Here is a 23,858-nt window from a genome sequence, read left to right as displayed (position 1 = left end):
GCCATGATCCGGACGCTCGGCAACACTCTCGTCCCGATCAAGGAAGGAGCCCGCCGTGAGCCCTGTCGATATTTTCCGCATGTTGTCGCTGGCCGCTATCTGGGGCGCGAGTTTTCTGTTCATGCGCATCATTGCCCCGGTGATCGGCACGATCCCGACCGGCTTCTTTCGGGTGTCGATCGCGGCTGCCGGGCTGCTGGTGATCCTTGGGCTGATGCGCATCAGCTGGGATTTCAAGGGCAAGCTGAAGACCGTGATGCTGCTGGGCGTAATCAACTCGGGGATTCCGGCGACACTGTATTCGGTTGCCGCCCAGGTATTGCCGGCCGGCTATTCGGCGATCTTCAACGCCACGACGCCGCTGATGGGCGTGTTGATTGGCGGTTTGTTCTTCAGCGAAAAGCTCACGGCGGCCAAGCTCAGCGGCGTGTTCCTCGGTCTGTTCGGCGTCGGTGTGCTGACGCGCGCCGGTCCCGTGGCCTTCGATCTGCAACTGCTGATGGGCGCGGTCGCCTGCCTGCTGGCGACCACTTGTTACGGCTTTGCCGGATTCCTTGCACGGCGCTGGCTGGATCAGGCCGGTGGGCTGGACAGCCGTTTGTCGGCACTGGGCAGCATGCTCGGGGCGACGTTGTTTTTGCTGCCGTTGTTCGCCTACAGCGCCTTCACTGCGCCGCCGGTGAGTTGGGGCGGCTGGCAGGTCTGGCTGTCGCTGCTCGGCCTGGGTCTGGGTTGCACGGCGTTTGCCTACATCATCTATTTCCGCCTGCTCAGCTCGATCGGCCCGGTGAAATCGATGACCGTGACCTTCATGATCCCGCCGTTCGGCGTGTTGTGGGGGGCGTTGTTGCTGGATGAGCCGTTGTCGATGGCGCACATTTATGGCGGGGTGCTGATTGCGGCGGCGTTGTGGCTGGTGTTGAAGCCGGCGGTGGTGAAGCCTGCAAAGGTGTCAGTCCGTTAGATTTTCTGCCGCAGATATTTCGCGAGCAGGCTCGCTCCCACAGAAGAATACATTCCAATGTGGGAGCGAGCCTGCTCGCGAAGGCGATGGATCAACCACCGCCTGTTTTCTGCTAACTGCTTTTTCGGAACACAAACACCAACCCGACAATAATCAGCAGCATTCCCAACACGCTCAACGCCGCCAGACGATTACCGAAAATCAGGTAATCCATCACCGCCGTCACCGCCGTCACCGCCGTCACCAGATAGAACAGGCTGGTGACATTCACCAGATTGCCCCGCGCGATCAGTCGATACAGCAACAGCGTCGCCAGCACTGAAACCACCAGGCCCATCCATAACACCGGGACGATGAAGCCCGCGCTGTGCTCGAAGTGAAACGGCTGAAACGGTACGAACACCGCGCACAGCAACAGGCCGGCCAGGTACTGCACTGGCAGCGTGCCGAGCGGATTGTCGGTGATGCGTTTTTGCATGATCGAGCCGAGCGTCATGCTCGCCAGCGCCAGCAAACCGAACAGCATGCCGGCCCAGGACATTCCGGCCAGACCGATGCCCTGGTAAACCACCATGATCAGCCCGGCCAGACCCAGCGCCAGGCCGAACAGGCGGCTCGTCGAACGCTGCCGTTCCATCAAGACCACGGTAAGGATCGGCTGAACGCCCATGATCGTCGCCATTACCCCCGGCGTGACTTTGCAATCCAGCGCCAGCAGATAAAAGATCTGATAGGCCCCGAGCAACACCAGTCCCGTGGCGATCGCGAACAGCATCGGCTTGCCACCCTTGGGCAGCTTCAATCTCAGCAGCGGCGCCAGCAAGACCAGCCCGCACAGGGCGATGGCGAAGCGAATCAGCAGAAAGGCAAAGGGCGAAGCATGGGCGAGGCCCCACTTGGAGAAAATCGCCCCGCTGCTCCATAGCAGAACGAACAGGCTCGTGGACGCCGCCGCGAGCGCGGATTGTTTCGAAAGGACAAACATGAATACCACCTGTAGTCAGGCAAGAAGCCAACTCAGCCGAAGCTGAAATTCAGTAGGTTGTTCTGGCGGGCGCGGGGGCAGCAGAAACTGCCGATCAGCCCCGAACGCCAACGCCCGGCGGCGATACGACTGCGCACACCGGCGTGCTACTGACAGGTGGAGGGTAATGACTGATCTGCACAGGCTGCTGATTCCCGCACGGCACGACGCCAGCGTTGACCGCTGAATCGACTACCGCGTTGATGAGGGATGCAGGCATGGATGCTGATCTTTATTGGAGAAATGAAAGCGCGAGCACAGCGGCTCGGGCGGGCTGACTATAACCAGCCCGGGACACAGATTGCAATGACTTGGGCAAAGGGCCGGTAGCGACAGCTTGGGGCGGGATGATTAGGGTGATTGGCGGCGGCAATGGATTGTCAGGAGACATGGAATGCAAGAGATCATATGCCAAGGGAACGGACGTATTTGCGGTATCAGGTTTATCGGTCAGAGGCGAGGAAGCGGGCCGCTTCGCAGATTGCCGGCTTACAGGGCCAACTTAAGGCGGCCGACGCTTCGATTATGGATTTATCTCTCATTCGGTTCGAACCGATAAACAGGCATGCGCTGAATGCTTTTGAAACATGGGAAGAACCCTGCTTTTTCTGGCATGAAGTCATCGCCTGGAAATCACGTGAACCACGCGCATTGGACATCTCTATCTGGTTCGACGGGCAGCTCTGCGGCCTGTGTTTTGCAAACCCGAACAATAGTCGACGCAGATTACGAGTTGTGAGATTGGAAGGGCGCCCTGGCGGAACACATCCTTTGAAAAATCGGATAGGACTACTAGCGATCATGGTAATTGAGCAATACGCGGACTTCGTTGGCTGCGATGTTATCGAAATACAAGAGCCGCTGGACGGTGCGATACCCGTTTATCAGAAGCTGGGTTTCAGCTACGACATCGAAGGCCGCCTTGTCAAAACCTTGGAGAATCCAGTACTGTGAAAGCCAATCAATTACTGATCAAACCGGGGGGCAACATGAAAAAAGCGAAGCATAGACCTCCCGAAGCATTGGTCAGATCGCTGAAAACCAAAAGACTGGCTGATCATGAATTGACCGCTAATCAACGGCGTCTGTTGCAACTGCTGATCACCGGTATCGAAGATGAGCCCTCGGTGCTGGCCGCTGGCCGATTGTGAAAAAACCGCTCCTGAGGAGCGGTTTTTTATTTCTGAGCCAGCCTCAACCAAACAACCAATACCCCAGCAAGGTGAGCACCAGCACCGCCAGCACCGGGCGCATTACGCGGTAGGCCTTGGGATGCCGGCGCTTCCACTGCTTGACCACGCCGCTGAAACGGTCGCTGAAGTTCTTGCTCCAGGCATAAGCCTGGTTGATGCCGCCAACGCGTTCGTCGTCGAGATTCTGCGGCGCGGTGGCGCGGCCGAGCCAGCCACTAATGAAGCGATTGATGCGGGTCATCACGCGGTTGCTCAGCGGACGCTCGACATCGCAGAACAGAATGACGCGAGTCTGATCAGTTTCATTCTTGACCCAGTGCACATAGGTCTCGTCGAACATCACATCATCGCCGTCGCGCCAGGCGTAAATCTGGCCGTCGACGAAGATCCGGCAATCGTCGGAGTTGGGTGTCGACAGGCCGAGGTGATAACGCAGGGAGCCGGCGAACGGGTCACGGTGCGGGTTGAGATGACTGCCGCCCGGCAGCAGTGCAAACATCGCACCCTTGACGTTAGGTATGGCACTGACCAGAGCCACGGTTTTCGGGCACAGCGCTTCGGCCGATGGCAGCGGTTTGTCGTACCACTTCAGATAGAAACGCTTCCAGCCTTTCTTGAAAAAGGAACCGAAACCGGCGTCGTTGTTCTTCTCGGCGGCGCGAATGTAGCCCTCGTCAAACAGATGCATGGCTTCGTCGCGGATGGTCTCCCAGTTGTCGCGCAGCACATCCAGTTCCGGAAACTTGCTGCGATCCAGATACGGTCTGGAAGGCACTGCGGAGAACAGGTACATCAAAGCGTTATATGGGGCGAACAGCGCCGAATGGTTGACGAACTGACGCAGTACCGGCAAACGCGCCTTGCCGCGCAAATGCACATAGAGCGTGCTGCCCAGGAACAGCAACAGCACAAACGCCTTGGCGGCAAACGAAACGGTCATCAACAACTCCTTGAATAAAGACAACGCTGCGCAATGCCCTTTTCCCGGCATGGCAGCCGGCCATGATAAACACTACCGGCTCCGGGAAAAACCCGCCTGCCACAAGATTCAGTGTTAAGCATTACGCAACAAAGCCTTTATTAACATGCGGCGCCTGAACCTTGGCTGACATGAATCAACAGGCTTACTGCTGGTTCTCCTGCTCCGTGAACAGGTCACTGAACAACATGCTCGACAGATAACGCTCGCCCGAATCCGGCAGCACCACGACGATGGTTTTGCCCTGCATCTCTGGTTTCTCCGCCAGACGCACCGCCACCGCCATGGCAGCACCGCAGGAAATCCCGCACAAAATCCCCTCTTCCTGCATCAGGCGCAAAGCCATGGCCTTGGATTCTTCATCGGTCACCTGTTCGACGCGATCGACCATCGACAGATCAAGATTCTTCGGCACAAAACCGGCGCCAATGCCCTGAATCTTGTGCGGGCTCGGCTTGATCTCGGCACCGGCCAACGCTTGCGTAATCACTGGCGAAGACGCCGGCTCGACGGCCACCGACAGAATCGGTTTCCCGGCGGTGTTCTTGATATACCGCGAGACACCGGTAATGGTTCCACCGGTACCTACGCCAGCCACCAGCACATCCACGGCGCCGTCGGTGTCGTTCCAGATTTCCGGGCCGGTGGTCTTCTCATGAATTGCCGGGTTGGCCGGGTTATCGAACTGCGCCGGCATGAAGTATTTGTCGGCATCGCTGGCGACGATTTCCGCAGCTTTCTCGATGGCGCCCTTCATGCCCTTGGCCGGCTCGGTCAACACCAGTTCCGCGCCCAAGGCTTTCAGAACCTTGCGGCGCTCGATGCTCATCGACGCCGGCATGGTCAGCATCAACTTATAGCCACGCGCAGCGGCAACGAAGGCCAGACCGATACCGGTATTACCGGAAGTCGGCTCGACAATGGTCATGCCCGGCTTGAGTCTGCCGCTGCTTTCGGCGTCCCAGATCATGTTGGCGCCGATTCGGCATTTGACCGAGTAACCGGGGTTGCGCCCCTCGATCTTGGCCAGGATCGTGACCCCGCGCGGCGCGATGCGGTTGATCTGGACCAGCGGCGTATTACCGATGGAATGGGCGTTGTCAGCGTAAATACGGCTCATGGCTGGGTCCTTATGCAGCGTTGAATTCAGCCTTCCAAGGTAAGCCCGTTGCCGATCACAGTCCAGTCGGGTCGAACGTCTGCAAACGCGCGGAGTCAATCGCTTTGAATCGTCAAGCCACACTCTTGAAGGAACAATGGCATGAAACGTCGTTACAGCTGGCCGCTCTGGACCCTGACGGGTGTCGTGGTGCTGCTGGTCGCCCTGCATTTCGCCCTGCCCTATCTGGTACGCGACTACCTCAATGACAAACTCGCGGACATGGGTGATTACCGTGGCCAGATCACCGATGTTGATCTCGCGCTGTGGCGTGGCGCCTATAAAATCAACGGCCTGAAGATCGTCAAGGTCGACGGCAAAGTACCGGTGCCGTTCGTCGATGCGCCGTTGATCGACCTGTCGGTAAGCTGGCATTCGCTGTGGTACGACCATGCCGTGGTCGCGCAGGTGCAATTCCTCAATCCCGAAATCAACTTCGTCGACGGTGGCCCCAACAAGCAGAACTCGCAGACCGGTCAGGGCACCGACTGGCGTGAGCAGTTGGGCAAGCTGCTGCCGATCACCCTCGATGAAGTGCAGATCAACGATGGCCGTATCACGTTCCGCAACTTCAATTCCAAGCCGCCGGTGAACATGAACGCCAGCAACGTCAACGCCAGCATCTATAACCTGACCAATGTGGTCGACAAGGAAGGCAAGCGCGACGCGCGCTTTGAAGGCAAGGCGTTGCTGCTGGGCCACGCGCCATTGGAAACCACCGCCACCTTCGATCCATTGAGCAACTTCGAAGACTTCGAATTCCGCCTGCGCGCCCGTGACATCGAGCTCAAACGCATGAACGACTTCGCCGCCGCCTACGGCAAATTCGACTTCAACGCCGGCCACGGCGATGTGGTTATCGAAGCCAAGGCAGAGAAAGCCCGACTCACCGGCTACATCAAACCCCTGCTGCGCGACGTCGACGTATTCAACTGGCAGCAAGACGTCGAAAACAAGAACAAAGGCCTGTTCCGCTCAATCTGGGAAGCACTGGTCGGCGGCACCGAGACCGTGCTGAAGAACCAGAACAAAAACCAGTTCGCCACCCGTGTTGAACTCAGCGGCAATGTTCACCAGCAGAACGTCAACGCCTTCGAAGCGTTTTTGCAGATTTTGCGCAATGGCTTCATCCAGGCATTCAATGCGCGGTACGAACGGCCGAAGCCGGATGAGGATTAAGTTTTGCGGTTGACGACATATCGACCTGTGTCTTCGGCCGCTATCGATGAACGCTGTTGCAGCGAATCCCAGCCCAGACAGGCCAACGCCAAAGAACGTGGCACTGCTTCACGCCCATTGCTGTAACGGCTGATGCTGCGAGCGCTCACACCGAGCGCTTCGGCCGCATCATTGAGAGAAAGTCCGGTACGGGCGCGCCAATCGATAAAAATGCGCGTGTTCTCATCCTGGGCATTTTGCGCTAGCGCATCCATATACAAGGTGTCTGCACCGATCTGTACGTCGGGTTCAATCCATTCAACGATCCAACCCTCGTCTCCGACTGCGGCAGTCGCAAAGACTTCGCGATCAAGCAGTGTCCGCAGACCTGGATAAGTATGAATATCCATCCCCAAATCAACTGTCAGTTCCTGACCATTGATAAATGTCAGTGCCAACCTGAAATCCGACAGAACGTGCGCAGATCGCAGACGCGGCCGTTTCATGGGTAACATCGTTTCCAGTCCTCCAGTAGTTGCGCATGATGTGCACCCACCCAAGCCAACGCTTCTTTAACGATCAGCGGCGGTGCCTTGCCCATCAAGACTTCAATCGTTTCCAGGCTGAGCATCACGTCAACGCCGCCACCGGTCAGGTGGACATGGGGCGGTGGGTGATCTTTCTCACGCAGCTGTATGCGGTATTTATCGCGAAATCGGTATTTAGTAGACATGGATCGAAAGCTATCGCCAAATCGGCGATACCGGAATACTGGCCATCCGCCGAGACTGAGTCAACATGTGACGCTCCATTCAGAGACTGAATAAGCCGTCTGCGTTCACAGTCGACCGGCGTGCGCGTTATAGTCGGGTATCCGATTATTTCGCCCCGCCCTGCCCGTAAGGTCAGCGTTACCGTTCGAGGATTTGCAGATGAAGTTCGAAGGCACCCAGGCCTACGTCGCCACCGATGACCTGAAGCTGGCGGTCAATGCCGCCATCACTCTGGAACGGCCGCTGCTGGTCAAGGGTGAGCCGGGCACCGGCAAGACCATGCTCGCCGAGCAACTGGCCGAGTCGTTCGGTGCCAAGCTGATCACCTGGCACATCAAATCCACCACCAAGGCCCATCAGGGTCTGTACGAGTACGACGCGGTCAGCCGTTTGCGCGACTCGCAGCTGGGCAATGAAAAAGTCCACGACGTGCGTAACTACTTGAAGAAAGGCAAGCTCTGGGAAGCCTTCGAGTCCGAGGAGCGGGTGATTCTGCTGATCGACGAAATCGACAAGGCCGACATCGAATTCCCCAACGACCTGTTGCAAGAACTCGACAAGATGGAGTTCTACGTTTACGAGATCGACGAGACCATCAAGGCCAAGAAACGCCCGATCATCATCATTACTTCCAACAACGAGAAAGAGCTGCCGGACGCCTTCCTGCGCCGCTGCTTCTTCCACTACATCGCTTTCCCCGACCGCACTACCCTGCAGAAAATCGTCGATGTGCATTACCCGGACATCAAGAAGGACTTGGTCAGCGAAGCGCTCGACGTGTTCTTCGACGTGCGCAAGGTACCGGGCCTGAAGAAAAAGCCTTCAACCTCGGAACTGGTCGACTGGCTGAAACTGCTGATGGCCGACAACATCGGCGAAGCGGTGCTGCGCGAGCGCGATCCGACCAAAGCCATCCCGCCACTGGCAGGTGCACTGGTGAAGAACGAACAGGACGTGCAACTGCTTGAGCGCCTGGCGTTCATGAGCCGGCGCGGCACCCGCTAAGAGGCCGCTGCCATGTTGCTCAACCTGTTCAACGAAATGCGTGCAGCCAAGGTACCGGTATCGGTGCGCGAGCTGCTCGACCTGATCAACGCGCTGAAACAGCGCGTGACCTTCGCCGACATGGACGAGTTCTATTACTTGTCGCGGGCGATTCTGGTGAAGGACGAACGCCATTTCGACAAGTTCGACCGCGCGTTTGGCGCCTACTTCAATGGCCTGGAGAAACTCGACGACCACTTGCAGGCGCTGATTCCCGAGGACTGGCTACGCAAGGAATTCGAGCGCTCGCTGAGCGACGAAGAACGCGCGCAGATCCAGTCCCTTGGCGGGCTGGACAAACTCATCGAGGAATTCAAGAAGCGTCTGGAAGAACAGAAAGAACGCCACGCCGGCGGCAACAAGTGGATTGGCACCGGCGGCACCAGCCCGTTCGGCTCCGGCGGTTTCAACCCTGAAGGCATCCGGGTTGGCGACGCCGGCAAGCGTCAGGGCAAAGCGGTCAAGGTCTGGGATCAGCGCGAGTACAAGAACCTCGACGATTCGGTGGAACTGGGCACGCGCAACATCAAGGTCGCCCTGCGTCGTTTGCGCAAGTTCGCCCGCCAAGGTGCCGCAGAAGAACTCGACATCGACGGCACCATCGACCACACCGCCAAGGACGCCGGCCTGCTGAATATCCAGATGCGCCCGGAACGGCGCAACACGGTGAAGCTGTTGCTGTTGTTCGACATCGGCGGCTCGATGGACGCGCACGTGAAGATCTGTGAGGAATTGTTCTCGGCCTGCAAGACCGAGTTCAAGCACTTGGAGTACTTCTACTTTCACAACTTCATTTATGAATCAGTGTGGAAGAACAACATGCGCCGCACTTCCGAACGCACTTCGACCCAGGATCTGCTGCACAAGTACGGCGCCGACTACAAAGTGATCTTCATCGGCGACGCCGCCATGGCGCCCTACGAAATCACCCAGGCTGGCGGCAGTGTCGAGCACTGGAACGAAGAGCCGGGTTACGTGTGGATGCAGCGCTTCATGGAGAAATACAAGAAGCTCATCTGGATCAATCCGTATCCGAAGGACACGTGGGGCTATACCTCGTCGACCAACATCGTCCGCGATCTGATCGAGGATCAGATGTATCCGCTAACGCTGCGCGGGCTTGAAGAAGGGATGCGGTTTCTTTCCAAATAATCGTTAACCCGACGAACGCCTTCGCGAGCAGGCTCGCTCCCACCTTGGAATGCTTTTAGTTGTGGGAGCGAGCCTGCTCGCGAAGCTTTTAGCGATCTTCAAAGCGCTGCAAATACTCGACATGCTCGCGGTGCGCGACGTCCTGCACCACCGGCCTTAACCTCACCTTCGCTCCCGGCAGGCACTGCGCCAATCGCGCCAGCGCCAGCGGTGTGAACGCACCCAGGCGCGGATAGCCGCCAATGGTCTGGCGATCGTTGAGCAACACAATCGGCTGTCCGTCCGGCGGTACCTGCACAGCGCCCAAGGGAATGCCCTCGGAGATCATCGGCGCGCCCTGATATTGCAACGCCGCGCCGAGCAGGCGGATGCCCATGCGGTCGGCGCGACTGTCGATGGTCCAGGCGCTGTTGAAGACATCGAACAGGCTCTGCCCGCTGAACTGGCCGATCTGTGCGCCGAGCACCAAGTCCAAAGGCGCATGCGTTTTGAAATCCGGCCGCAGCGCCGAAGGCATTTCCCGTACTGCCAACGCTTCGCCGCTGTAACCGAGCACCGCCCCTTTGGCGAGCGGAAAGCCCATGCCATCAAGCCCGCCCAATTCTTCGCGCAGCACCGTGGCACTGCTGCCCAATACCTTCGGCGCAGTGAAACCACCGGGTGCGGCCAAATAAGCCCGGGCGCCGAGCAACGGCTGGGTGAAGCGCAATGTCTGCCCTTTCGCCAACCGGAAGCTGCGCCACGGCGCCAGCGGTTGGCCGTCGATCTGCGCGCCGAGGTCCGCTCCCGCCAGCGCCAGCAGGCAATCCTCTTCAGCCACCACAGCAAAACCGCCGAGGGTGATTTCAACCACCGCCGCATCCAGTTCATTACCCAACAGCCAATTGGCCCAGCTCATCGAACACCAGTCCGCCGCGCCGCCCTGGGTCACGCCCAGATGTCGCACGCCAAACCGCCCGGCGTCCTGCAACAGGCACAGCGGCGTGCTGGCTTCGATCATCAATCGACTCATGCCGGCGCCTCCAGTGGTGTGTCATCGCCGCCCAGACGAATGAATTCGGCGTGGTCGACCGCTTCGAAGCGCACCGTGTCGCCGGGTTGCATCAGGCTGTAGCCGTCGCGATGGCGATCGAAGAGTTTTGCCGGGGTGCGCCCGATCAGGTTCCAGCCACCGGGTGAGACCACCGGATACGCTGCGGTCTGCCGCTCGGCGATACCGACGCTGCCGGCGGCGACTTTCTTGCGCGGTGTGCTCAAGCGTGGCGCGGCGAGCATTTCTTCGACCAGGCCCATGAAGGCAAAACCCGGCGCAAAGCCAAGGGCGAACACCTGATATTCCCGTGCGCTGTGGCGACGAATCACCTCCTTCACCGCCAGCCCGCTGCGTTCGGCCAACAGGCTCAGTTCCGGGCCGACACTCAAGTCATACCAGACCGGCAAGACATGACACTGCCCAGCGCTTCGCGCATTTGGCGACAGGTCGACCAACGCCTCGGCGATCAATTCGCGCGCCTGCGCCGGACTCAACAGCGTCAGATCGTAATGCACCATCAGCGTCGTATAGGACGGCACCAGATCGATCAGCTGCGCGCCGAATGCCGCGCGCAAGCGCTCGCTGGCGGCGAGCATCCACGGCATGTTGGCTTCGGCAATTTCATCGAACAGACGCAGCATCAGGCAATCCAGCGCCACCACTTCAACCCGTGGATTCATGACGCACTCGACTGCTGCAAGGCCTGGCGAATGCGCTGCACGGCGGCGACGGAACTGGCGTTGTCGCCGTGGACGCACAAGGTATTGGCGCGCAGGATCAAGGCGCTGCCGTCGCTGGCGGTGAGTTCCCGGCCACGGGCGATGGTCAGTGCTTGCCCGACGATTTTTTCGGCATCGTGATGCACGGCGCCCGGCAGTTGCCGTGAGACCAGCCGGCCGCCACTGTCATAGGCGCGGTCGGCAAAAGCTTCGAACCACAGGGATACGCCGTATTCATCGCCGATCTGCTGCGCGCCAGCGTTGTCTCGGGTCGCCATCAGCATCAGCGGCAGGCTGCGGTCATACGCGGCGACGGCCTGCACCACTGCGCGCAACTGCGCCGGGTTGGCCATCATGTCGTTGTACATCGCACCGTGGGGTTTGACGTAGCTGACCCGCCCGCCTTGCGCCTTGCAGATGCCGTCGAGGGCGCCGATCTGGTAATGCAGGATGTCCTGCAGCTCTTGCGCGGAATACGCCATGGAGCGCCGGCCGAATCCGACCAGATCCTGATAGGCCGGGTGCGCGCCAATCTGCACGCCGTGTTCGAGGGCCAGCGCCACGGTTTTGCGCATGATGCTCGGGTCGCCGGCATGGAAACCACAGGCAACGTTGGCGCAATCGATGAAGGGCATGACTTCGGCGTCCAGACCCATGGTCCAGCTGCCGAAGCTCTCGCCAATGTCGCAATTCAATAGCAGGCGGCTCACGGTGAACACTCCTGTAGCTGCTGGTCTTTTTATCTGTAGGAGACTTCTGCGCAGGGTATCAGTTACTGCGCGTCGAGTTGCTTGCCACGGGTTTCCGGCAGGCTCAGCGCCGCGAGAATCACCACGCCGTAAGAAACCGCCGCGAAGGCGCCGATGCCCATGCTCAGCGGCACTTTCTGGCTGAGCAGGCCGATCAACAGCGGGAACAACGCCGCCAGTGCGCGGCCGATGTTGTAGCAGAAACCCTGGCCCGAGCCGCGAATCCGTGTGGGGAACAATTCGGTGAGAAACGCGCCCATGCCGCTGAAAATCCCCGAGGCGAAGAAGCCCAGCGGAAAGCCCAGCCACAGCATCACGCCGTTACTGACCGGCATCTGCGTGTAGAGCAGAACGATGGTGAATGAGCCGACCGCGAACAAGATGAAATTCTTTTTCCGTCCGAGCAGGTCGGTCAGATAAGCGCTGATCACATAGCCGACGTAGGAACCGACGATTACCATCGCAAGATAACCACCGGTGCCGAGCACGCTCAACCCGCGTTCATTCTTGAGGAAGGTCGGCAGCCAGGAGGTGATCGCGTAATAACCGCCCAGCGCACCGGTGGTCAGCAACGACGCGCGAAACGTGGTGAAGAGCATGCCAGGGGCAAAGATCTCGTAGAACTTCGCCGGGTTCTGCGGGGTTTGCGCGGCTTTGGCTTCGCGATAGATCTCAGGATCTTTCACGAGGCGACGGACGAAAATCACGAATATCGCCGGCACGATGCCAAGGATGAACAGCGCGCGCCAGGCATCTTCCGCTGGCAACACGGAGAACAGCAACGCGTACAGAATCGCCGTCAGGCCCCAGCCCAGCGCCCAGCCGGATTGCACCATGCCCACCGCTTTGCCGCGGTCCTTGGCGCGGATCACTTCACCGATCAGCACCGCGCCGGCGGTCCATTCACCGCCGAAACCGAAGCCCATCAGGGTGCGCGCGATCAGTAATTGTTCGTAGTTTTGCGCGAAGCCGCAGAGGAAGGTGAAGAAGGCAAACCACAGCACCGTCAGTTGCAGGGTGCGCACGCGGCCGATGCGGTCGGAGAGAATCCCGGCGACCCAACCGCCGATGGCCGAGGCAATGAGGGTGCTGGTGTGAATCAGCCCCGCTTCGCCAGTGGTGATGCCCCACATCGCAATCAGCGTCGGCACAACGAAGCTGAGCATCTGCGTGTCCATGCCGTCCAGACCGTAACCGATCTTGCAGCTCCAGAACGTGCGGCGCTCCTGCTGGTTGATGTTGCGGTACCAGTCGAACGGCCCGGGGCGCGCCGCAGGCTTGGATAACGGGAGGGTGTCGGGAGCACTCATGGCAAATCTCCGCAGGGCTTTTATTGGTCTTGTTCGAAGCTCCGACGACGCCTATCGTGGGAACCGGATGCGCCGATTTTTCGTCGCCCTGCCCTGCGCCGTCCAACGAATAAAAACCCGCCTTAGGCATAAGAAAAATTTGTCAGCCGAGCCTTGTCCATGAATCTGAAGTTTCTCGAGACCTTTGTCTGGGTCGCGCGCCTGAAGAGTTTTCGCCTGACCGCTGACAAGCTGTTCACCACCCAGGCGTCCATTTCCAGCCGCATTGCTGTGCTCGAAGGCGAACTGGGCGTGAAGCTGTTTCTGCGCGATTCACGCGGCGTCAGCCTGACCCCGGAAGGCTTGAAAGTACTCGACTATGCCGAGCAGATGCTCGACACCATGGCGGCGCTGAAACAATCGATCGAGACCCGTTCGAGCAAGGTCGGGCGGGTGCGGATCGGCGTGATGGACACGGTGATTCATACGTGGCTGAGCCCGCTGGTGGCACAGATGACCGATCTGTATCCACGGGTGGAGATCGAGTTGGTCGCAGATACCGCGCTGAACCTCTGCGATCAGCTGCAAAAAGGTTTTCTCGATCTGGTGTTGCAAACCGATCTGATCCGCCACGAAAGCGTGCGCAGCCTGGAGTTGGCCAGTCATCCGCTGGGCTGGATCGTCGCCAGCAATTCGATCTACAACCGCAACTACGCCGACCTCGCCGAACTGGCGCAGGAGCGGATCATCACTTACTCGAAAAACTCGCGACCGCATCAGGATATCGTCGCCCTGATGCAGGCCAACGGCGTGCTGGCGCCACGGTTGAATTGCGTGAATTCGGTGTCGGCGATTACCCGTTTGTTGCGTGACGGCTTTGGTATCGGCGCGCTGCCGCCGGTGCTGGTGGCCGAAGAACTGGCGCGCGGCGAATTGATCTTGCTCGACATCGAGCAGCGACCAGGGGATTTGCCGGTGGTGGTGTCGTGGCGGGTCGGGGTTGAGTGGGTCGAGGAGATTGTGACGTTGTGTCAGCAGGTCTTGGCGGGATATGCGCAAAAGGTGGGCAAGGACTGCATCACCCTCACTGAATGATTAGTGGCGAGGGGATTTATCCCCGTCGGGCTGCGCAGCAGTCGTGATTGCGGCCAACGCGGTCTTTCAGTGCAGGTTTTGGGGCTGCTGCGCAGCCCAACGGGGATAAATCCCCTCGCCACAGAATCCCCTCGCCACGGAACTCATTCGCCACAGAACCCACTCCCCCCATAGCCCATTCACCACAGGACCCACTCACCAAAGAATCCCCATGCCATAAAGCCTCTCTTGCCAGCGGATTGAGCAGGTCTTACAAACCGCGCACGTCGCGATCTTCGATCGGTCGGCTCTGGCGCAGGCGGCGGCCGCCGAGAACGACCCAGTCGATCAGGCGGAACAGGCATTCGATGCCGAACGACAGCAGCAATGCGCCGCTCATGCCCCAGATCATCGCCTCGGGCGTCAGCAGGATCTGATAGCTGTAACCGTTCCAGGTTTCCTTGCGAATATCCGGATCGGCGGCCAGGACCACTTGCAGGAAGCGCACATACCACGGCCCTTGCATCGCCTGGAATTGCTTGTCCAGCGCGACCTGGCGGGTGAGCAAGGTGTTCAGGCTGTCGGCATCGCTGCGAAAAATCGGGTCTTCGCTGGCCCGGTAATGCGCGACCAGCGCCTGCATGTCGCCTTTGAAAAACTGATCAGCCGTACCCTGAAAGCCACGCAGGCCGGTCTGCGCTTCGATCAGATGCGCTTCGACACGCTGGGCGTAATCGTTGATGAACCCCGGCACCTGGACACCGATCAACAGACCCGCCGCAAACAACACCAGCCGTAGATAACTGAGCAACATGGATGCAAATCCTTATTCGGTCTTGCCCTGGCTGACGCATTCGCCGCGTCGCCACAGGCTCCATTGGCCCGGTTCGTAGCGGGTCCAGGTTTCGTTTTCGGTCAGAGGCTCGGTGGCAATCACCGTGACCACATCGTTGGGCGTGGTTTCGGCCTGGAAGTCGACAATCACATCGACATCCTTGAGCCGCGCCGGGCCGAACGGTGCGCGGCGGGTGATCTGAGCCAGTTTGGTCGAGCAGTAACAGAACAGCCAGTCGCCGTCGCTGAGCAGGCAATTGAACACGCCCTTACTGCGATATTCAGCGCACGCGGCGACCAGATCCGGCAGCAGCACTTCGATATCGACCGGCTCGGGGAAGGCTGCGCGTACCCGGTTGAGCAGGTCGCAGAATGCCGCTTCGCTGTCGGTATCGCCGACCGGGCGGTAGAAACTCTTGATCGCAGTGAAATCGGCGAGCTGGCCGTTGTGCGCGAAGCACCAGTTGCGCCCCCACAATTCGCGGACGAACGGGTGGGTGTTGGACAGGCAGACCTTGCCGACGTTGGCCTGGCGGATGTGGCCGATGACCACTTCGCTCTTGATCGGATAGCGCTGCACCAGGTTGGCCACTTCCGACTCGCTGCTCGCCGCCGGGTCCTGAAACAGACGCAAGCCGCGCCCCTCGTAGAAGGCGATGCCCCAGCCGTCGCGGTGCGGGCCGGTGCGGCCGCCGCGCTGCATCAGGCCGGTGAAGCTGAACACGATGTCGGTCGGCACGTTGGCACTCATGCCCAGTAATTCACACATGTGCGGACTCTCGGGTTACAGACGCGGCTCGACCCGCATGCGCTGCGGATTGTTCGGTACTGGCGGGCGGCCGTAGCGGTCGTCACCGGCGCCACCGAACGGTTGATCATCGTCGCGCTCTTCGGCACGGGCCGCGGCCTTGGCGGCCTCGGCGCGTTCACGCCGCGCTGTCGAGGCACGCTCGATCGGCAGGCGGATCAAGACAAAAACCAGATACACCCCGAAGGCGATCATGCCGTACATGAACAGATCGGAAACCGCGCGCCAGGCGTTGTTGCCGACCTTGAACAGCATGTCCAGGGCGGTGATGGCGATGGCCGGTGCAACTTTGGCTTTCACCGGATCGACGATGGTCGGGCTGAACAGCAACACCGCCATCAGCACACGCAGCGGCTCGCGCAGCCAGCGCCACATCCAGGTGGTCAGGCGCATCCATACCAGCAGGCAGCCCACGGCGGCAAAGGCGTAAAGGCCCCAGGCGATCAGATAGTCGTTCTCGGTCATGGTGTCCATGGCAAGGCAGGCAAATAGGCGCTTATAGTAACGACTTTTCGCCCATGCGGCTTGTCCCAATACCAGACGGCCAGCAGCCGCCCCTGTGGGAGCGAGCCTGCTCGCGAATACGGACTGTCAGTTGCAACAGCGTTGCCTGACACACCGCTTTCGCGAGCAGGCTCGCTCCCACAAGGGCTGCGGCGCTTTCAAGACCTGCGAACAACCCAATTCCGAATATTGTCCGAGAGCCTTCCATGCCCGAATCCGCCAATGTCATGACTGCCCCGATTGCCCACCGGGCGCCCGGCGCCGACCCGTATGCCTGGCTGCAGGAGCGCGACACCGAAGCGGTGCTCGACTACCTCAAGGCTGAAAACGCTTATCAGGAAGCGCAAACCGCCGATCAGGCCGAACTGCGCGAAAGCCTGTTCAATGAGATCAAGGGGCGGATTCTCGAGACTGATCTGTCCCTGCCCTCGCCTTGGGGCCCGTATCTGTATTACACGCGCACCACCGCCGGTGACGAATACGCCCGGCACTACCGCTGCCCGCGTTCTGCCGACGACAGCCTGACCCTCGACGAAAGCCGCGAACAATTGCTGCTCGATCCGAATGCGCTGGCCAATGGCGGCTTCTTCTCGCTCGGTGCTTTCAGCATCAGCCCCGATCACCAGCGCCTGGCCTACAGCGTCGATGCTTCCGGCGACGAGGTCTACACGCTGTTCGTCAAGGAGCTGTCCAACGACAGGGTCAGCGAACTGGAATTCGAGGACTGCGACGGCAGCATGACCTGGGCCAACGACAGCCTGACCCTGTTTTTCGGTGTACTCGACGACACCCATCGCCCGCATAAACTGTTCCGCTATCGCCTCGATGGCACTGCCGCCGAAGAGGTTTTTCACGAGCCGGACGGGCGGTTCTTCCTCCATTGCTACCGCGCCAGCTCCGAACAGCAATTGCTGCTGTCGCTGGGCAGCAAGACCACCAGTGAAGTCTGGGCGCTGGACGCCAATCAGCCACATCTGCCATTCAGCTGCCTGGCGCCACGGGTCGAAGATCACGAATACGACGTCGACCACGGCCTGCTCGATGGCGTCTGGACCTGGTTTATCCGCACCAACCGCGACGGCATCAACTTCGCCCTGTATCAGGCCCCGGACACTGGCGTGCCGCCGAGCGAAGCCGACTGGCAGAACCTTATCCCGCACAACGAAGAAGTGATGCTCGACGGCGTCAGCCTCAACGAAGAGGCGATGACCTTGAGCCTGCGCGAAGGTGGCCTGCCGATCATCGAGGTTCACCCGCAGGGCCAGGCGTCGTATCGCGTGCAGTTGCCCGATGCGGCCTACAGTCTGCATGTGCAAAACAGCCTGGAATTCGAGAGCGATCGCATTCGCTTGCGCTACGAAGCGTTGAATCGCCCGGCCCAGGTGCGCCAGTTGATCCTCGCCAGCGGCGAGCAAACGGTGCTCAAGGAAACTCCGGTACTCGGCCAATTTGATGCCGACGCCTATGTCAGCCAGCGTCTATGGGCCACCGCCCCCGACGGCACGCAGGTGCCGATCAGTCTGGTGATGAAGCGCGAGATGGTCGGTAAACCGGTGCCGCTGTATCTGTACGGTTACGGCGCCTACGGTTCCAGCCTCGATCCATGGTTTTCCCACGCACGACTGAGCCTGCTCGATCGCGGCATGGCATTCGCCATCGCTCACGTACGCGGTGGTGGTGAATTGGGCGAAGCCTGGTATCGCGCCGGCAAGCAGGAACACAAACACAACACCTTCAGCGACTTTATCGCCTGCGCCGAGTTTCTGATCCTCAACGGCATCACCACGGCGGAGAAACTGGCGATCAGTGGCGGCAGCGCCGGTGGTTTGCTGATCGGCGCGGTGCTCAACCAGCGCCCGGACCTGTTCGGCGTGGCGATTGCCGAAGTGCCGTTCGTCGACGTACTCAACACCATGCTCGACCCCGAGCTGCCCCTGACCGTCACCGAATACGACGAATGGGGCAACCCGGAAGAACCGGACGTCTATGATCGGATCAAGGCTTACGCGCCGTACGAAAACGTCACCGCGCAGGCTTATCCGCCACTGCTGGTGATTGCCGGTTACAACGACAGCCGTGTGCAGTATTGGGAAGCGGCCAAGTGGGTGGCGAAATTGCGCGCAACCAAGACCGACGACAACGTGCTGCTGCTCAAGACCGAACTGGGCGCCGGGCATGGCGGCATGAGCGGGCGCTATCAGGGATTACGTGACGTAGCGCTCGAATATGCATTTGTGTTCAAGGTTTTGCAGATTGCCTGAGGAACTCTGTGGGTGGCTTGGGTCTTAACTGCAGACCCTTGTGGCGAGGGGATTTATCCCCGTTGGGCTGCGAAGCGGCCCCAAAACCTGCAAACTCAGTATTCCTGAAGCACCGAGTTGGCAGGATTTGCGACTGCTGCGCAGCCGAGCGGGGATAAATCCCCTCGCCACAAAAGCCCATTCCTACGGGATCCGTGTATAGCCTTGAAATGTGATAACAAAAAGACCGCATCGACATGTCCGAACCGACCTTTCTGAACAACGAAATCCGCGACTGGCTGATGGACTGTGGCCTGTTCGATCAATTGCAACTGGCCGACTTTGCGGCCGCTTCCGGTTACTTCAGCATCAGCACCGTAGCTGAGGGCGAGGCGATTTTTCGCGAGGGTGATGCCGGCAGTTTCATGTGCATCATCCACACCGGCCAGGTCGCTGTGCAGAAAACCGGCGCTGACGGCCAGGTGATCACCATGGCCACCCTGCGCAGCGGCCGGGCCTTCGGTGAAATGGCCGTGCTTGATGGCGAACGCCGTTCGGCCACATGCATCGCGGCGAGCAATTGTCAGTTGCTCAACCTGGGCAAGGACTCGCTGGAGAAAATGCTCAACGACGCACCGAAAATCGCCGCAAAAATCATCCGCGCCCTCGCCGTCTCGCTGTCCAAACGCCTGCGCATGGCCGACGGCCAACTCGCCGCACAACAGGTTTAACCACCGGGGGACTTGACCTTGTTGCCGTTCGGCTCGATGCCCGGCACCGGTTGATCCTTGCTCGGCGGGCTGGGCATTTCGATCGGCACCAGCGGCGGGCTGCCGCTGCCGGCGCCCGACTTGGGCAGGGTGATCGGCGTGATCTGCGGATACGGTGTCGGCGTCGCGGTGCCAGGCGAACCGGGTTGCGGCGTCGGGCTGACCGGAACGCTCTGCTGGGCCTGCACTGCAGTAATCGCGAGCGCGGCCAGTGTAATGACCGTTAGAATGGTGCGCTTCATCAAGGGCTCCGTTTGGCCTCTAGTCTGTGCTCAGGCTACTCCCAACGCGCCTGCTTGCCTTCCCCCTTGTAGAGATTTCCATGAAACGTTTCGTTCTGCTCGACACCACCCCGATCCCTGAAAACGGCGGTGCCTTGTGCCTGTTCGAGTATGGCGAGGACTTCGTCATCAAGATCCAGGGCGGCGACGGCGGGCAGTTGATGAACACGCGCATGCACGGTTCCGAGGACGCACTGGCCGAGATCCCCTGCCGCAAGGTCGCCGGCCGGCCGAATTCGCGGGTGTTGATTGGCGGCCTGGGCATGGGTTTCACCCTCGCCTCGGCACTCAAGCACTTGGGCAAATCCGCCGAAGTGGTGGTCGCTGAGCTGGTGCCCGGCGTAGTCGAGTGGAATCGCGGCCCGCTCGGGGAGAAGTCCGGTCGGCCATTGCTCGATCCGCGCACGGTGATCCGCATGGAAGACGTGGCCAAGGTGCTGCAAAGCGAGCCGAACGGTTTCGACGCGATCATGCTCGACGTCGACAACGGCCCCGAAGGCCTGACTCAGAAGGCCAACAGCTGGCTGTACTCCGCCGCTGGTCTGAATGCCTGCGCCAAGGCCCTGCGCCCCAAAGGCGTGCTCGCGGTGTGGTCGGCCAGCGCCGACCGGCAGTTTTCCGACAAATTGAAGAAGGCCGGCTTCAAGGCCGAAGAAGTCCAGGTCTTCGCCCACGGCAACAAGGGCACCCGCCACACGATCTGGATTGCCGAGAAGCTCAAGGGCTGAGCTAAACTCTGCGCATAACCGTCATCAGTCTTTCTGCAAAGGTGAACCCATGAGTTCGTCCACCCCCACCAACACGTCGAAGCTGGACCGCATCCTCGCCGACAACCAGCGCGACAAGGAAATGGGCTACCGCGACAAGGCCCTGAAAATGTACCCGCACGTCTGCGGCCGCTGCGCCCGCGAGTTTTCCGGCAAGCGCCTGAGCGAACTGACCGTGCACCACCGCGACCACAACCACGACAACAACCCGCAGGACGGCTCCAACTGGGAGCTGTTGTGCCTGTATTGCCACGACAACGAACATTCGCGTTACACCGATCAGCAGTATTTCGGCGACGGCTCGCTGAGCACACCAAAAATCGCCAAGGCCACGCATAACCCGTTTGCGGCCCTGGCTGGCCTGATGAAAAAAGAAGATTGAAGATCTTCATCGCCTGAGCTGGCCCTTTCGCGAGCAGGCTCGCTCCCACAGTTGAAACGCGTTCCCCTGTGGGAGCGAGCCTGCTCGCGAAAGCGGCCGGCCAGACACCACAAGTCTTGAATCTGCCCGCCCTCCCCCAATCCCCGTATAATCGCCCTCTTTTTCCCGAAGGCACCCCGCTCGTGGCAGACAAACGGTACAGCTGCATTGGTTTGTATAACCCCAAATCACCGGAGAACGTCGGTTCGGTGATGCGCGCCGCAGGCTGTTACGGCGTGGCGTCGGTGTTCTACACCGGCAAGCGTTATGAACGCGCCGCCGACTTCGTCACCGACACCAAACGCGTGCACTACGACATCCCGCTGATCGGCATCGACGACCTGAAAAAAATCCTTCCGCTCAACTGCGTACCCGTGGCGGTGGAACTGGTCGATGGCGCCCGGCCGCTACCGGAATACACCCACCCCGACCGCGCCCTGTACATCTTCGGCCCGGAAGACGGTTCGCTGGATAAGGAGATTCGCGACTGGTGCGAAGACGTCGTGTACATCCCGACCACCGGCTGCATGAACCTCGCCGCCACGGTCAACGTCGTGCTCTACGACCGCATGGCCAAAGGCCTGAACACCCGCTCCGGGCCGAAATTCCGCTGAAGCGTCGCACATTCGATGGAACAAGCTGACCGCCATGGCAGTCAGCTTATCTATCAATCGCACCCTGCCTGGAGATAGACCATGAGCGAGCTCAAACGCGTAGAACGCATCGAATCCACCCCGTTCCAGTCGCCTTCGCACAAGAATGTGCATGGCTGGGAGCGCGTCGGCTCGTTGACCGGCGGCGTGCTGATGGTCGGCAAGGGCCTGCGCCGTGGCGGCGTGTTCGGCCTGATTCAAGTGGCGCTCGGCGGCATGGCCGTGGCCCGTGGCATTACCGGGCACTGCTCGGCGAAAAGTCTGCTGGAAAAAGGCCGTCAGGACATGAGCAACGTGCGGGCGAAGATCGAACGCGCCGGGGAAGAACTGAGCAAGCTGAAGACCAATGCCGAAGTGGCCACCGAAACGGCAACCGTTACCGGCAACGATTCGCTGACCTCGCCGAAAGCCGGCGTCTGAGGCTTTAAAGCAAAAGATCGCAGCCTTCGGCAGCTCCTACACGGAATCACGTTTTCCATTGTAGGAGCTGCCGAAGGCTGCGATCTTTTGATCTTTACGGGTTCAACAACCCACCACCTCAGCCCGCGCGAAAGATCAGATGATCTTCCCAGTCATCCTCCGGCACGCTGCCTTCGGCGAGCATGCGCCCGGACTGGGAAATCCGCTCATGGTGCACCGCGTCGCGGTCGCCACACACCAGGTGATGCCATAACGGCAGATCCTTGCCTTCGCTGACCAGACGATAACCGCAGGTCGGCGGTAGCCATTTGAACTCTTCCGCCTGACCCGGCGTGAGCTGGATGCAGTCAGGGACAAACTTGATCCGGTTCGGATAATCGCTGCACTGACAGGTTTTCAGATCCAGCAGTTTGCAGGCGATGCGCGTGTAATAGACGCTGTTGTCTTCTTCATCCTCGAGCTTTTGCAGGCAGCACAGACCGCAGCCGTCACACAGCGATTCCCACTCCTCGTGATCGAGCTGATCGAGGGTTTTGCGTTTCCAGAACGGTTCGACTATGGCGGCCATGGCTCAAGCATCAACATCAAGGTTGTGAAAAGGCCGCCAGTCTAGTGCCAGCGGACGCAAGGGCCAAGCGCTGGCGACTGTCGGTAAATCCGCTTGTCAGCGCCAGCGCCGCCCACTGAGCAAACTGGTGGCTACCCTTTGAAACCAGTGTGGGAGCGAGCCTGCTCGCGAAAGCGCTGTGTCAGACACGCTGTTGTCCACTGACACGCCCTCTTCGCGAGCGGGCTCGCTCCACGATGATCGGCGCTGGATCAATATCCGCGGGTGAAATCTACCTCGCCACGCAACGCTTCACCCGCCTCATACGCCTTCAGGTTCTGCACAAACAAATCCACCATCAGCGCCGGCGAGGTCGGTGCCGAGCTGTGCCCGGTCAGAAGCAAGCCCCACGCGGTCCAGAATGGATGGCGTTGCGGCAATGGTTCCTGACGGCAGACGTCGATCACCGCGCCGGCCAGATGCCCTTCCTTCAAAGCTTCAACCAGATCAGCATCGACCACTGCCACACCGCGTCCAGCGTTGATGAACAGTCCGGTCGGTTTGAATTGCTTGAACAGCGCCGCGTCGTAGATATCGTGGGTGTGTTCGGTGTTCGGCAGCAGATTGACCACGTAGTCCACCTCGCCCACCAGTCGCGGCAGATCCGCCAGCGCGCCGACTTCGACAAACGGCGCCTGTGCGCGAGCGCTGCTGGCGATGCCGTACAGCTCGACGCCGAACGGCCGCAGAAATTGCGCGACACTCTGGCCGATGTCACCGGTGCCGACGATCAGCACCTTGCGCCCGACCAGACTCTGGCCGCTGCGGTTGTCCCATTTGCGCTCGACCTGGCTGACCAGCCGCGCCAGCACTTCGCGTTCATGGCCGAGGATGTAGGTCAGCACGTATTCGGCCATGACCTGACCGAAAATCCCCACGGCGCGGGTCAGGCGATAATCGCGGCGCAGGCCGTCGGCGAGCAGCGGCGTGATGCCGGCCCAGGTCGATTGCAGCCATTGCGGTTGATGGCCCTGGCGCAGCAGGGTCGCGAGCAGATCCGGCTGGCCCAGCCACACCGGGCAATCGGCGGCCTGCCGCGCCAGTTCAGCGGAGTCGCCGCTGGTCAGGATTTCAAGCTCGGGCAGTGCCTGACGCAGCAGGCGGGCGTATATCGCGTGGTCGTGTTCAGCAATCAGAACGCGCATCTTCAAACCTTTCGCAAACCGTGCAGACAGCCGCCGGGTTGGGGCCGGCCATCGCGGTAAAAACAGTTCCAGGGTTAACCGAGGCCCAGGACAGGGCC

The 23,858-nt window shown here is 60.1% G+C and carries 28 protein-coding genes; 13 read left to right on the top strand and 15 right to left on the bottom strand.

What is annotated here, in order from left to right; all coding sequences use genetic code 11:
• The first annotated feature begins 55 nt into the window (after positions 1-55).
• Positions 56-964, top strand: a complete 909-nt coding sequence (locus HU724_RS07810; RefSeq protein ID WP_186568381.1) for a DMT family transporter — start codon at positions 56-58, stop codon at positions 962-964.
• Positions 965-1,076: 112 nt separating this feature from the next.
• Here HU724_RS07810 and HU724_RS07805 read toward each other — a convergent pair whose 3' ends face one another.
• Complete coding sequence (locus HU724_RS07805) at positions 1,077-1,949, bottom strand: DMT family transporter (RefSeq protein WP_186568379.1); 873 nt, start codon at positions 1,947-1,949, stop codon at positions 1,077-1,079.
• 447 nt (positions 1,950-2,396) lie between these two features.
• Here HU724_RS07805 and HU724_RS07800 point away from each other — a divergent pair, with 447 nt between their 5' ends.
• Entirely contained in the window at positions 2,397-2,942 is a 546-nt protein-coding gene (locus tag HU724_RS07800; RefSeq protein WP_186568377.1) for a hypothetical protein, read from the top strand.
• Positions 2,939-3,139, top strand: coding sequence for a hypothetical protein (locus HU724_RS07795; RefSeq protein WP_076566462.1), 201 nt, complete (start codon positions 2,939-2,941; stop codon positions 3,137-3,139). The genes HU724_RS07800 and HU724_RS07795 overlap by 4 nt, the downstream gene beginning before the upstream one ends.
• A gap of 43 nt (positions 3,140-3,182) precedes the next feature.
• On the opposite strand, the gene HU724_RS07790 is transcribed toward HU724_RS07795, so the two are convergent.
• Both HU724_RS07790 and cysK read right to left on the bottom strand, forming a co-directional pair.
• The gene (locus HU724_RS07790; RefSeq protein WP_186568375.1) at positions 3,183-4,121 is read right to left on the bottom strand and encodes an aspartyl/asparaginyl beta-hydroxylase domain-containing protein; all 939 of its coding nucleotides are present in this window, start codon (positions 4,119-4,121) and stop codon (positions 3,183-3,185) included.
• Positions 4,122-4,305: 184 nt separating this feature from the next.
• Positions 4,306-5,280 carry a cysteine synthase A gene (gene cysK / locus HU724_RS07785; protein ID WP_016771214.1) on the bottom strand — a complete coding sequence of 325 codons (975 nt, stop codon included), beginning with the start codon at positions 5,278-5,280 and terminating at the stop codon, positions 4,306-4,308.
• 141 nt (positions 5,281-5,421) lie between these two features.
• Between cysK and HU724_RS07780 the strand changes: the two genes are divergently transcribed.
• Complete coding sequence (locus HU724_RS07780; protein WP_071174698.1) at positions 5,422-6,498, top strand: DUF748 domain-containing protein; 1,077 nt, start codon at positions 5,422-5,424, stop codon at positions 6,496-6,498.
• Here the strand turns inward: HU724_RS07780 and HU724_RS07775 are convergent.
• Together HU724_RS07775 and HU724_RS07770 are read right to left on the bottom strand one after the other, a co-directional pair.
• Complete coding sequence (locus HU724_RS07775; RefSeq protein WP_186568373.1) at positions 6,495-6,992, bottom strand: helix-turn-helix domain-containing protein; 498 nt, start codon at positions 6,990-6,992, stop codon at positions 6,495-6,497. The two genes, HU724_RS07780 and HU724_RS07775, sit on opposite strands and share 4 nt — an antisense overlap.
• Entirely contained in the window at positions 6,980-7,210 is a 231-nt protein-coding gene (locus HU724_RS07770; protein WP_186568371.1) for a DUF4160 domain-containing protein, read from the bottom strand. The genes HU724_RS07775 and HU724_RS07770 overlap by 13 nt, the downstream gene beginning before the upstream one ends.
• A gap of 199 nt (positions 7,211-7,409) precedes the next feature.
• Here HU724_RS07770 and HU724_RS07765 point away from each other — a divergent pair, with 199 nt between their 5' ends.
• On the top strand, positions 7,410-8,255 hold the full coding sequence (locus HU724_RS07765) for an AAA family ATPase (RefSeq protein ID WP_007911294.1): 846 nt from the start codon (positions 7,410-7,412) through the stop codon (positions 8,253-8,255).
• Positions 8,256-8,267: 12 nt separating this feature from the next.
• Entirely contained in the window at positions 8,268-9,446 is a 1,179-nt protein-coding gene (locus HU724_RS07760; RefSeq protein WP_016771218.1) for a vWA domain-containing protein, read from the top strand.
• An 88-nt stretch (positions 9,447-9,534) separates the two neighbouring features.
• Here the strand turns inward: HU724_RS07760 and HU724_RS07755 are convergent, their stop codons facing one another.
• The 4 genes from HU724_RS07755 to HU724_RS07740 all read right to left on the bottom strand — a co-directional run bounded on the left by HU724_RS07755 (position 9,535) and on the right by HU724_RS07740 (position 13,257).
• Complete coding sequence (locus HU724_RS07755; RefSeq protein WP_186568369.1) at positions 9,535-10,458, bottom strand: 5-oxoprolinase subunit C family protein; 924 nt, start codon at positions 10,456-10,458, stop codon at positions 9,535-9,537.
• Positions 10,455-11,159, bottom strand: coding sequence for a 5-oxoprolinase subunit PxpB (gene pxpB, locus HU724_RS07750; RefSeq protein ID WP_186568367.1), 705 nt, complete (start codon positions 11,157-11,159; stop codon positions 10,455-10,457). The genes HU724_RS07755 and pxpB overlap by 4 nt, the downstream gene beginning before the upstream one ends.
• On the bottom strand, positions 11,156-11,908 hold the full coding sequence (locus HU724_RS07745) for a 5-oxoprolinase subunit PxpA (protein ID WP_186568365.1): 753 nt from the start codon (positions 11,906-11,908) through the stop codon (positions 11,156-11,158). The genes pxpB and HU724_RS07745 overlap by 4 nt, the downstream gene beginning before the upstream one ends.
• A gap of 62 nt (positions 11,909-11,970) precedes the next feature.
• Positions 11,971-13,257, bottom strand: a complete 1,287-nt coding sequence (locus tag HU724_RS07740) for an MFS transporter (protein WP_186568363.1) — start codon at positions 13,255-13,257, stop codon at positions 11,971-11,973.
• 159 nt (positions 13,258-13,416) lie between these two features.
• On the opposite strand from HU724_RS07740, the gene HU724_RS07735 reads away from it, so the two are divergent.
• A complete protein-coding gene (locus tag HU724_RS07735) occupies positions 13,417-14,331 on the top strand; it encodes a LysR family transcriptional regulator (RefSeq protein ID WP_186568361.1) in 915 nt (304 codons plus the stop codon).
• A gap of 250 nt (positions 14,332-14,581) precedes the next feature.
• Here the strand turns inward: HU724_RS07735 and HU724_RS07730 are convergent, their stop codons facing one another.
• The 3 genes from HU724_RS07730 to HU724_RS07720 are packed head-to-tail and all read right to left on the bottom strand — an operon-like array spanning position 14,582 to position 16,426.
• Positions 14,582-15,124, bottom strand: coding sequence for a DUF2937 family protein (locus tag HU724_RS07730; RefSeq protein WP_016771223.1), 543 nt, complete (start codon positions 15,122-15,124; stop codon positions 14,582-14,584).
• Positions 15,125-15,136: 12 nt separating this feature from the next.
• Entirely contained in the window at positions 15,137-15,913 is a 777-nt protein-coding gene (locus tag HU724_RS07725) for a class II glutamine amidotransferase (RefSeq protein WP_041478844.1), read from the bottom strand.
• Between the two features lie 15 nt (positions 15,914-15,928).
• On the bottom strand, positions 15,929-16,426 hold the full coding sequence (locus tag HU724_RS07720) for a hypothetical protein (protein WP_016771225.1): 498 nt from the start codon (positions 16,424-16,426) through the stop codon (positions 15,929-15,931).
• Positions 16,427-16,662: 236 nt separating this feature from the next.
• On the opposite strand from HU724_RS07720, the gene HU724_RS07715 reads away from it, so the two are divergent.
• On the top strand, positions 16,663-18,717 hold the full coding sequence (locus tag HU724_RS07715) for a S9 family peptidase (protein WP_186568359.1): 2,055 nt from the start codon (positions 16,663-16,665) through the stop codon (positions 18,715-18,717).
• 236 nt (positions 18,718-18,953) lie between these two features.
• Positions 18,954-19,427, top strand: a complete 474-nt coding sequence (locus tag HU724_RS07710; RefSeq protein ID WP_016771227.1) for a cyclic nucleotide-binding domain-containing protein — start codon at positions 18,954-18,956, stop codon at positions 19,425-19,427.
• On the opposite strand, the gene HU724_RS07705 is transcribed toward HU724_RS07710, so the two are convergent.
• Positions 19,424-19,708, bottom strand: a complete 285-nt coding sequence (locus HU724_RS07705; RefSeq protein WP_016771228.1) for a hypothetical protein — start codon at positions 19,706-19,708, stop codon at positions 19,424-19,426. The genes HU724_RS07710 and HU724_RS07705 overlap by 4 nt on opposite strands.
• An 80-nt stretch (positions 19,709-19,788) precedes the next feature.
• On the opposite strand from HU724_RS07705, the gene HU724_RS07700 reads away from it, so the two are divergent.
• From HU724_RS07700 to HU724_RS07685, 4 genes are all read left to right on the top strand, one after another.
• A complete protein-coding gene (locus tag HU724_RS07700; RefSeq protein WP_024012020.1) occupies positions 19,789-20,475 on the top strand; it encodes a spermidine synthase in 687 nt (228 codons plus the stop codon).
• Between the two features lie 49 nt (positions 20,476-20,524).
• Positions 20,525-20,896 (top strand): YajD family HNH nuclease, encoded by a 372-nt coding sequence (locus HU724_RS07695; protein WP_003222612.1) that lies wholly within the window; start codon positions 20,525-20,527, stop codon positions 20,894-20,896.
• 182 nt (positions 20,897-21,078) lie between these two features.
• On the top strand, positions 21,079-21,549 hold the full coding sequence (locus HU724_RS07690) for an RNA methyltransferase (protein ID WP_046816778.1): 471 nt from the start codon (positions 21,079-21,081) through the stop codon (positions 21,547-21,549).
• Positions 21,550-21,630: 81 nt separating this feature from the next.
• Positions 21,631-22,008 carry a YgaP family membrane protein gene (locus tag HU724_RS07685; RefSeq protein WP_110645006.1) on the top strand — a complete coding sequence of 126 codons (378 nt, stop codon included), beginning with the start codon at positions 21,631-21,633 and terminating at the stop codon, positions 22,006-22,008.
• A 118-nt stretch (positions 22,009-22,126) separates the two neighbouring features.
• On the opposite strand, the gene HU724_RS07680 is transcribed toward HU724_RS07685, so the two are convergent.
• Positions 22,127-22,576 (bottom strand): YcgN family cysteine cluster protein, encoded by a 450-nt coding sequence (locus HU724_RS07680; RefSeq protein WP_016771232.1) that lies wholly within the window; start codon positions 22,574-22,576, stop codon positions 22,127-22,129.
• A 251-nt stretch (positions 22,577-22,827) separates the two neighbouring features.
• A complete protein-coding gene (locus HU724_RS07675; protein ID WP_186568356.1) occupies positions 22,828-23,760 on the bottom strand; it encodes a D-2-hydroxyacid dehydrogenase in 933 nt (310 codons plus the stop codon).
• Positions 23,761-23,858 lie beyond the last annotated feature (98 nt).

The sequence above is a fragment of the Pseudomonas iranensis genome, assembly GCF_014268585.2.
In the GTDB taxonomy this organism is placed as follows: domain Bacteria; phylum Pseudomonadota; class Gammaproteobacteria; order Pseudomonadales; family Pseudomonadaceae; genus Aquipseudomonas; species Aquipseudomonas iranensis.
The sequence above is the reverse complement of the archived record's forward strand: the minus strand, read 5'-3'. Positions and strand labels throughout refer to the sequence as shown.

Coding starts and splice junctions, on each gene's coding strand:
- HU724_RS07805 (WP_186568379.1), bottom strand. CDS start 1,949: ATGTTTGTCCTTTCGAAACAATCCGCGCTCGCGGCGGCGTCCACGAGC.
- HU724_RS07800 (WP_186568377.1), top strand. CDS start 2,397: ATGCCAAGGGAACGGACGTATTTGCGGTATCAGGTTTATCGGTCAGAG.
- HU724_RS07790 (WP_186568375.1), bottom strand. CDS start 4,121: ATGACCGTTTCGTTTGCCGCCAAGGCGTTTGTGCTGTTGCTGTTCCTG.
- cysK (WP_016771214.1), bottom strand. CDS start 5,280: ATGAGCCGTATTTACGCTGACAACGCCCATTCCATCGGTAATACGCCG.
- HU724_RS07780 (WP_071174698.1), top strand. CDS start 5,422: ATGAAACGTCGTTACAGCTGGCCGCTCTGGACCCTGACGGGTGTCGTG.
- HU724_RS07775 (WP_186568373.1), bottom strand. CDS start 6,992: ATGTTACCCATGAAACGGCCGCGTCTGCGATCTGCGCACGTTCTGTCG.
- HU724_RS07770 (WP_186568371.1), bottom strand. CDS start 7,210: ATGTCTACTAAATACCGATTTCGCGATAAATACCGCATACAGCTGCGT.
- HU724_RS07765 (WP_007911294.1), top strand. CDS start 7,410: ATGAAGTTCGAAGGCACCCAGGCCTACGTCGCCACCGATGACCTGAAG.
- HU724_RS07760 (WP_016771218.1), top strand. CDS start 8,268: ATGTTGCTCAACCTGTTCAACGAAATGCGTGCAGCCAAGGTACCGGTA.
- HU724_RS07755 (WP_186568369.1), bottom strand. CDS start 10,458: ATGAGTCGATTGATGATCGAAGCCAGCACGCCGCTGTGCCTGTTGCAG.
- pxpB (WP_186568367.1), bottom strand. CDS start 11,159: ATGAATCCACGGGTTGAAGTGGTGGCGCTGGATTGCCTGATGCTGCGT.
- HU724_RS07740 (WP_186568363.1), bottom strand. CDS start 13,257: ATGAGTGCTCCCGACACCCTCCCGTTATCCAAGCCTGCGGCGCGCCCC.
- HU724_RS07735 (WP_186568361.1), top strand. CDS start 13,417: ATGAATCTGAAGTTTCTCGAGACCTTTGTCTGGGTCGCGCGCCTGAAG.
- HU724_RS07730 (WP_016771223.1), bottom strand. CDS start 15,124: ATGTTGCTCAGTTATCTACGGCTGGTGTTGTTTGCGGCGGGTCTGTTG.
- HU724_RS07725 (WP_041478844.1), bottom strand. CDS start 15,913: ATGTGTGAATTACTGGGCATGAGTGCCAACGTGCCGACCGACATCGTG.
- HU724_RS07720 (WP_016771225.1), bottom strand. CDS start 16,426: ATGGACACCATGACCGAGAACGACTATCTGATCGCCTGGGGCCTTTAC.
- HU724_RS07715 (WP_186568359.1), top strand. CDS start 16,663: ATGCCCGAATCCGCCAATGTCATGACTGCCCCGATTGCCCACCGGGCG.
- HU724_RS07710 (WP_016771227.1), top strand. CDS start 18,954: ATGTCCGAACCGACCTTTCTGAACAACGAAATCCGCGACTGGCTGATG.
- HU724_RS07705 (WP_016771228.1), bottom strand. CDS start 19,708: ATGAAGCGCACCATTCTAACGGTCATTACACTGGCCGCGCTCGCGATT.
- HU724_RS07700 (WP_024012020.1), top strand. CDS start 19,789: ATGAAACGTTTCGTTCTGCTCGACACCACCCCGATCCCTGAAAACGGC.
- HU724_RS07695 (WP_003222612.1), top strand. CDS start 20,525: ATGAGTTCGTCCACCCCCACCAACACGTCGAAGCTGGACCGCATCCTC.
- HU724_RS07685 (WP_110645006.1), top strand. CDS start 21,631: ATGAGCGAGCTCAAACGCGTAGAACGCATCGAATCCACCCCGTTCCAG.
- HU724_RS07680 (WP_016771232.1), bottom strand. CDS start 22,576: ATGGCCGCCATAGTCGAACCGTTCTGGAAACGCAAAACCCTCGATCAG.
- HU724_RS07675 (WP_186568356.1), bottom strand. CDS start 23,760: ATGCGCGTTCTGATTGCTGAACACGACCACGCGATATACGCCCGCCTG.